Genomic DNA, 6,210 nt, shown 5'->3' on the forward strand with positions numbered 1-6,210 from the left:
AACGTGAAAACTATAGCAATATGGATATTTTACAAGATTTAGCGAGAATGTTGAAGATGGCGGACTCATTAAGTTGGTATGCCGCACTGCCTCTTTACTTAATTGGTTATGGGCTGGCGGTGTGGACAATAGCAAAAGCGGTAAAGGCGATAAGAGATGCCTTTAAGTGAGGGGCAATGCAATTTTATTTAAACGGAGCCGAGGCAACTCTAACGGATTTTGCCAAGGATGATTTAGCGAGGGCTGTGGTGAACAGCCTTTTTTCTTGGGCGAGAGCAGAGGACGATGACGAAAGACCGACTGAATCCAAGATGGGTTGGTGGGCGGATTCTTTTTCTGAAGAGGGAGATAAGTTCGGTTCACGGCTTTGGCTGCTGATGCGCTCAAGCCTTACCACTGAAACGTTGGCCCTGGCAGAAGAATACGCTCAGGAGGCGCTTCAGTGGATGATTGAAGACAATATTGCAAGTGAAGTGATCGCAAAGGCTGAGCTTGACGGGATCGATCGTCTTAACCTGCTCATTGAAATTGTTCGTCCTAACCAGAAAACACTTACCGCTCGCTTTGTTGACGTATGGAGTAAGTTATGAGTTTTGAGAGACCAACACTAAAAGAGATCATTGAAAGGCTTGACGGAGACACCCAAAGCCGGTTATCGGTTCCGCAGATGAGGCGCTCTAATGCCAAAGTCTTTGATCGAGTACTGGCTGGTGCGGCCCACTCACTCTATGGCTATATCGAGTACTTGAACCGACAGCAGTTTTTTGATACGGCTGAGAGTGATTATTTGGATCGCTGGGCTTCTATTTATGGATTGACCAGAAAGAAGGCGACAAAAGCTTCCGGCGAGGTTATCTTTCGTTTTTCCGCGGACCTTGTCAATATACCTGAAGGTACCATACTTCAGTCCGATGACGGCATCCAGTACAAGACCACAGGGCCGACAGCCTCCAATGGAAGCACATCTGTAGAAGCGTTAAATGAAGGTATATCCGGCAATCAGCTGGAGGACGATGTTTTGACCTTAGTTTCGCCTATTAGCGGTGTCTACAGCGAGGTCACAATTATTAAGCTTGGCGGAGGAAGTGAGGCTGAAGCGGACGAGAGTCTGAGGGCAAGGCTTCTTTCCAGAGTTAGAGAAACTCCGCACGGAGGGACGGAATCGGATTATGTCCAGTGGGCCTTAGAGGTACCCGGAGTAACCAGAGCTTGGGCGTTTCCGAAGGAGGAAGGAGAAGGCACTGTCACGGTTAGATTCGTCTGTGACGGTATGGATGAGATTATTCCGGATAAGGCGATGCTTGATAAGGTGTTTGAGCATATCGATAAGCTTCGTCCGGTCACGGCTCATCTGTATGTCAGTGCTCCTAAAGTTCGACCGGTAAATATTACGATCGCGGGGCTTCTGCCTGATGACGCCGAAGTTCGGGAGGCGGTAAGACAAGAGCTCAAAGACTTATTCGCTCGAGAAGGCGTGCCGGGACAAAGGATTTACTTATCTCACATTCGAGCGGCGATTAGCGCAGCTTTGGGAGAGGAGGATCATTCAGTCGTCTTTCCAACAGCTGATCCGGTTCCGGAGACAAATAACGAGCTTCCGACTCTGGGAGAGATTTCATGGCAGTAACGGCAAACGAGTATGTAGGCATGCTCAAAGAGCTTCTTCCTCCGGGACCGGTATGGCCAAGAGGGGATTCGGCCAGTTTGTATGCCATGATGTTTGAGGTCTGGGCTATTGAGCTCGCACGCATTGATTCAAGAGCGAATGCGCTGATTACTGAGGCGGACCCTCGCTTTGCGATAGAAACCTTTCCCGAGTGGTTGGAAGAATGGGGCCTTCCGGATGAATGCTTAAAGCTCTGGGGCGCAACAGATATCAACACGTTACGCCGTCTTTTGATTTGGAAGATGACGACCGTGGGCTCTCAGACCCCGCAGTTTTTTATCGATTTGGCGGCCATGTTTGGTTATCTCATTGTGATAGATGAATTTAATGGCTATAGCGTCATGAGCCGAGTGAACGATGTGCTGGCCGACGGCATTTGGCCTCACACTTGGCGCGTCAATGTCATCGGAGGTTCAAACAGTACGCTGCAGTGGCATGAGGTAACCGGAGAAACAAAAGAGGCGCTCGCTTGGTGGGGAGACTCGGTGATTGAGTGCTTGATAAGACGATATGCGCCTGCGCATACCACACTTTATTTTGGCTATTGGGATTATAAGGAACAGGAAAATGGACAGAGCATACGGAGCTAGAGTGGTTCAGGTTGAGCCAAGATTTGCGGAAGATGCCCCTTTGGGATACCCGACGGACGGGTCGAGTACAGGCGGACAGCTTGCGACTGTTCCGAAGGCGCCTTGGTATAACGCGGTAACGGAGGAGATTAGAAACGCGATTGTGGGAGGCGGCTTAACACCGGATAAAAATACACTGGATCAGCTTAATCAGAGCATCGAGGCCAGACTGACAAGGTTGGAGAAGAAAATCGATGAAGCGCTAAAAGGAGTTAGCGACAGAGTGGATAAATTTGAAACCTTCCCGCCGGGGTTCATTATTTATACAGGCTGCTTCATCAATAACCCTAATTGGCTTCTATGCGACGGGAGAGCCGTAAGTCGTTCAACTTATGCCAGTCTGTTTAGAGCGATCGGCACGACGTGGGGCGGCGGTAATGGCTCAACCACTTTTAACATCCCTTATTTGCTCGATAGAGTACTTTGGGGATCTAACTGGGGAGTAGGCCAATATATTGATTCCGGGGCGCCTCCCATCTGGGGAACTATTGGTGACTTCAATGCTTTTGACAATGATACGGGTATGGTGGCCGGGGCTTTTTGGCGTACTTGGACGCGTCACAACCAAGGGTCTCGATCCGGTAGTGATGATGATCATTGGCGAGTTGACTTCGATGCGTCCCGATGTTCTCCTGTATATGGCAGAACAAATCATATTCAGCCGCCTGCCAGCAGGGTTCCCGTATATATTCACATTTAACAGGCTCCGAAAGGGGCTTTTTTAATATCTAAAAGCAAACCGCCAAGAGTAGCGAGCTCAAGGCGGTTTTTGTATGGAGTTAATAAGGGTAACTCTATGAGAATCATTTTAACAAAACATATTTGCAAATTGGTCTGGAAAATGTCACAGGAAAACTCAAAACTTTGCTTGGCTGCAGAGATTGTTCGATGGATTTTTGTCGGGATGGCTGCGGTTGTTCTTTGGTTACTGGTTGTATTCGCTTACCGATTTACGATGGGTTAAGGGAGGTGCATCATGAAAAGACTTTATTACGCAAACGCATCGGATACTCCACCTCTGCCTCCGAAAAATCCGTCCTATGGCTATCCTCAGGACGGGGATCGTTCTCTAAACAGGCTGCCTACTACACTGGGTTCCTATTGGCACCATATGATTACAGAAGAATTCATGAATGTAATCGAAGGCGCGGGGATTGAGCCAGATGAAAATAATCTGCATCAGCTGGCCGATATTTTCGAAGATTTCAGACAGCGGGCGTTCAAAGCTGAAGGATTCGCGGGAGATGCTCAGGACTGGGCTAATAAAGCTAAAGAGTTTGCAGAGGCGGCTCAGGCTGAGGCGGATTCAAAAGTTGCTCAGGTTAGAGAGGCAGGAGAAACTCAGGTTGCGGCAGTTAATGCAGCCACGGCCGCTTCCCGGGAGGAGATTGAGCAAAAGACAGCGGAGCTGGAAGAGAAACTTCAGACTCTTATAGCGGCTCTGGATGCAAAGGGCGGGGAACAGGTCAATCTTGTTAAGCTTCAGGCTCAAGAGATCCTTGATGCAATCCAGCTCTCGAAGAATCAGGTCGAAGAACTTGTAAATTCAGCCGGTTATTCGATGAGGTGGCTTACTGACGCGCATGAGGGAACTAACCTTACAGCCGCTTTAACGCCGAATTCTAATGCCAAAGTTGGAGATCATATTATCAACAGCAGCGGCGAAGTGTTTGAGCTTACCGAGCTGAAGGGAACGGAAATTGTCCTTGGTCCGTGCCTGGCTGTTTTTGGTGATGTCGGTCCTATGGGACCCGCCCCGGAGATTTCCATAGAAGTGAGTATGCTCGATAGTGGAGCTCGTCCGGAAGTGGAAAGAAGCGGGGCGGATGAGTCGCCGCACTTTAACTTTAAGATTCCAAAAGGGGATAAAGGTGATCCTTTTGTCTATTCGGATTTTACGGCTGAACAATTGCAGGCTTTAAAAGGACCGAAAGGAGATAAGGGCGATCCTCTGACATTTGGTGACTTGACCGAAGAACAGAAAGCTGAGCTCAAAGGTGAAAAAGGCGATAAAGGTGATCCGGGCGAAGCGGCGGATGTTTCTAATTTAGTCCCTAGGACCGGAAACAGAGGCTCACTTGCGGGTTACCAGGATACGCCGACGCAAGAAGCGTCTGCGGAAAAAGTTTACACAGTGGGAAAGGACAGCCCGGACATTTTTGATTTTGGAGGGATCGGAGCTATTGGCACGACGGATATTTCGTCTGATGATGCATCTTGGATCAAGGTAGCTCGGCTTACAAGTGTGAGTCCGCAGATAGTAGTAGGTGCCGGATGGTCTTTTGTCGGAGGAGAGGCTCCTACGTTGGAAACAGGCGGAGTTCTGGTTTTCTTTAAGTGCAACGCAAAGGGTTATATCAATTACCTAAGTCTTACAGCCTAGGAGGAAATATGCTTCGAAAATATACTTTTAACGGGAAAGAATACCGTTCAGGCTATGCGGTTCGTCAGGCGATTTGGAAAGAAGATAGGAAGGCTTTTGGCGAGGAGCCTGAAGAAAACAAGGCTGAGTTTTGGGAAAAACTCGGAGTTGCATATACGGAGGAGCCTGATCCGGAACCTCCGGCTCAAGTGCAGACAGAAAGAGAAATCTTTTTGCTTAAGGCTCAACTTCGAGAGACTGATTATGTGGTTATCAAGATTGCGGAAGGTGCGGCAAATATCGAGGAATACTCGGAAGTTATCACCCAGAGAGAATCTTGGAGAGCTCGGATTAACGAGTTAGAGGCTCAGCTTAATGGAGGCGGAAATGTTTAACCGTCCCACATTGCTGATGAACTCGTTATCAGCGGCCCCGCAAGCATGTTTTTCGCTTCGTATTCCTTATCTATACAACGACCGGGATTACTGTGGAGACCCAAAGAATACACCCGGGCATGAAAATGGTTCGGGGTCTCCCGGTCCATGCGGAGGGTGCTTCAATTTGGAGCTTCTGGATGCGGACGGAGAAACAATAGCGGCGCTAAAAAACAAAGATCGCTATGACGCAGACCCTTATGAAATGTTTCATGGAACATGGGGCGATTTTTATGGCTCGGCTCGTTCATTCTATGAGCCTCTGTCTTTGGTAAATCCTGCCAAGAGGAATACTCCAATACGAACGATTAGGTTTAATTTTTGTTTTTTTGACGGTGAATTTGCAACGATGCTTTCTCGGAGGCCCCTTGCGGCAGACCGTATAGGGAGCATGCGGATGCTTCTGGAAACCACAACCAATACCTATCAGGTAATGAGGGACAGTGCTATTTACTGCTATTACTATTTTTTCGGCACGCCAGATGGCGAGGAAATTGGAGGCCTGATGATAAGCGACTCGAATGGAGAGCAGGCAGATGTGAGCGTGAATATTCCAGAGACTTTGACTATTTACTACAAGGACGTTCGCCAGATCAGTGTGGCGGTGACGTCAGGACTGGTTATGTGGATGTATCCGCCCGATATAGGTGACATTGTGTAGCCGTCTTCAAATAACTCTTTAATTGGAGTTTTACGTGATTAAACATACTGACTTACTCAATACTCTCATCGCCTGCGTGGGAGGTCTCGGTCTGATCGCAGGGCTTCTCCGATACGTTGACGACTGGAGAGAAAAACGAAAAGAAAAGCTAATTGAGTTCTCTGTCCTTGAAGCACTGTGGGAAGCACTATCAGGAGGCGTTACCGCTATCGGTGTCTTCTGGATTCTTGAAGGCTATGGCGTCAACGAGCTTGCCGCCGTCGGGATTTCATTTATGGCTGCATATCTCGGCGTCCGAATTATTGCGCACTACATCAAACGATTTCTGGATAACAGATTAGGAGCTAAATCATGAGCGTCTTTTTAAATGAATGGGCAATCCGCCTATGCAGATCAGCGGCTATAGCGATTGCGGTGTGCTTTGGCTTTCTGCTTGGTTATTACTACTGCGAGAGGTC

The 6,210-nt window shown here is 48.4% G+C and carries 10 protein-coding genes; all 10 read left to right on the forward strand.

What is annotated here, in order from left to right:
• The first annotated feature begins 20 nt into the window (after window positions 1–20).
• On the forward strand, window positions 21–170 hold the full coding sequence (locus tag NFR90_RS03450; RefSeq protein ID WP_251450729.1) for a hypothetical protein: 150 nt from the start codon (window positions 21–23) through the stop codon (window positions 168–170).
• A gap of 6 nt (window positions 171–176) precedes the next feature.
• Window positions 177–590: a phage GP46 family protein gene (locus NFR90_RS03455; protein ID WP_160336442.1), complete on the forward strand. Its 414-nt coding sequence runs from the start codon at window positions 177–179 to the stop codon at window positions 588–590.
• The gene (locus NFR90_RS03460; RefSeq protein ID WP_251450730.1) at window positions 587–1,627 is read left to right on the forward strand and encodes a baseplate J/gp47 family protein; all 1,041 of its coding nucleotides are present in this window, start codon (window positions 587–589) and stop codon (window positions 1,625–1,627) included. Before NFR90_RS03455 ends, NFR90_RS03460 begins: the two co-directional genes overlap by 4 nt.
• Entirely contained in the window at window positions 1,618–2,256 is a 639-nt protein-coding gene (locus NFR90_RS03465; RefSeq protein WP_251450732.1) for a YmfQ family protein, read from the forward strand. Before NFR90_RS03460 ends, NFR90_RS03465 begins: the two co-directional genes overlap by 10 nt.
• Window positions 2,234–2,995 (forward strand): phage tail protein, encoded by a 762-nt coding sequence (locus NFR90_RS03470; protein ID WP_202074648.1) that lies wholly within the window; start codon window positions 2,234–2,236, stop codon window positions 2,993–2,995. Before NFR90_RS03465 ends, NFR90_RS03470 begins: the two co-directional genes overlap by 23 nt.
• A gap of 141 nt (window positions 2,996–3,136) precedes the next feature.
• Window positions 3,137–3,259 carry a hypothetical protein gene (locus NFR90_RS11610; protein WP_277612790.1) on the forward strand — a complete coding sequence of 41 codons (123 nt, stop codon included), beginning with the start codon at window positions 3,137–3,139 and terminating at the stop codon, window positions 3,257–3,259.
• Window positions 3,260–3,271: 12 nt separating this feature from the next.
• Entirely contained in the window at window positions 3,272–4,678 is a 1,407-nt protein-coding gene (locus NFR90_RS03475; RefSeq protein WP_251450734.1) for a hypothetical protein, read from the forward strand.
• 8 nt (window positions 4,679–4,686) lie between these two features.
• Entirely contained in the window at window positions 4,687–5,052 is a 366-nt protein-coding gene (locus NFR90_RS03480) for a hypothetical protein (RefSeq protein ID WP_251450736.1), read from the forward strand.
• Window positions 5,045–5,752: a hypothetical protein gene (locus tag NFR90_RS03485; RefSeq protein ID WP_251450739.1), complete on the forward strand. Its 708-nt coding sequence runs from the start codon at window positions 5,045–5,047 to the stop codon at window positions 5,750–5,752. The genes NFR90_RS03480 and NFR90_RS03485 overlap by 8 nt, the downstream gene beginning before the upstream one ends.
• A 34-nt stretch (window positions 5,753–5,786) precedes the next feature.
• On the forward strand, window positions 5,787–6,107 hold the full coding sequence (locus tag NFR90_RS03490) for a phage holin family protein (RefSeq protein ID WP_251450741.1): 321 nt from the start codon (window positions 5,787–5,789) through the stop codon (window positions 6,105–6,107).
• Window positions 6,108–6,210 lie beyond the last annotated feature (103 nt).

It is taken from the genome of Parasutterella muris (assembly GCF_943193095.1).
Taxonomy (GTDB): domain Bacteria; phylum Pseudomonadota; class Gammaproteobacteria; order Burkholderiales; family Burkholderiaceae_F; genus Parasutterella; species Parasutterella muris.

Excerpts from the sequence above, each read along its gene's own strand:
- NFR90_RS11610 (WP_277612790.1), top strand. The coding sequence starts at position 3,137 with ATGTCACAGGAAAACTCAAAACTTTGCTTGGCTGCAGAGATTGTTCGA.
- NFR90_RS03460 (WP_251450730.1), top strand. The coding sequence starts at position 587 with ATGAGTTTTGAGAGACCAACACTAAAAGAGATCATTGAAAGGCTTGAC.
- NFR90_RS03470 (WP_202074648.1), top strand. The coding sequence starts at position 2,234 with ATGGACAGAGCATACGGAGCTAGAGTGGTTCAGGTTGAGCCAAGATTT.
- NFR90_RS03450 (WP_251450729.1), top strand. The coding sequence starts at position 21 with ATGGATATTTTACAAGATTTAGCGAGAATGTTGAAGATGGCGGACTCA.
- NFR90_RS03465 (WP_251450732.1), top strand. The coding sequence starts at position 1,618 with ATGGCAGTAACGGCAAACGAGTATGTAGGCATGCTCAAAGAGCTTCTT.
- NFR90_RS03475 (WP_251450734.1), top strand. The coding sequence starts at position 3,272 with ATGAAAAGACTTTATTACGCAAACGCATCGGATACTCCACCTCTGCCT.
- NFR90_RS03480 (WP_251450736.1), top strand. The coding sequence starts at position 4,687 with ATGCTTCGAAAATATACTTTTAACGGGAAAGAATACCGTTCAGGCTAT.
- NFR90_RS03455 (WP_160336442.1), top strand. The coding sequence starts at position 177 with ATGCAATTTTATTTAAACGGAGCCGAGGCAACTCTAACGGATTTTGCC.
- NFR90_RS03485 (WP_251450739.1), top strand. The coding sequence starts at position 5,045 with ATGTTTAACCGTCCCACATTGCTGATGAACTCGTTATCAGCGGCCCCG.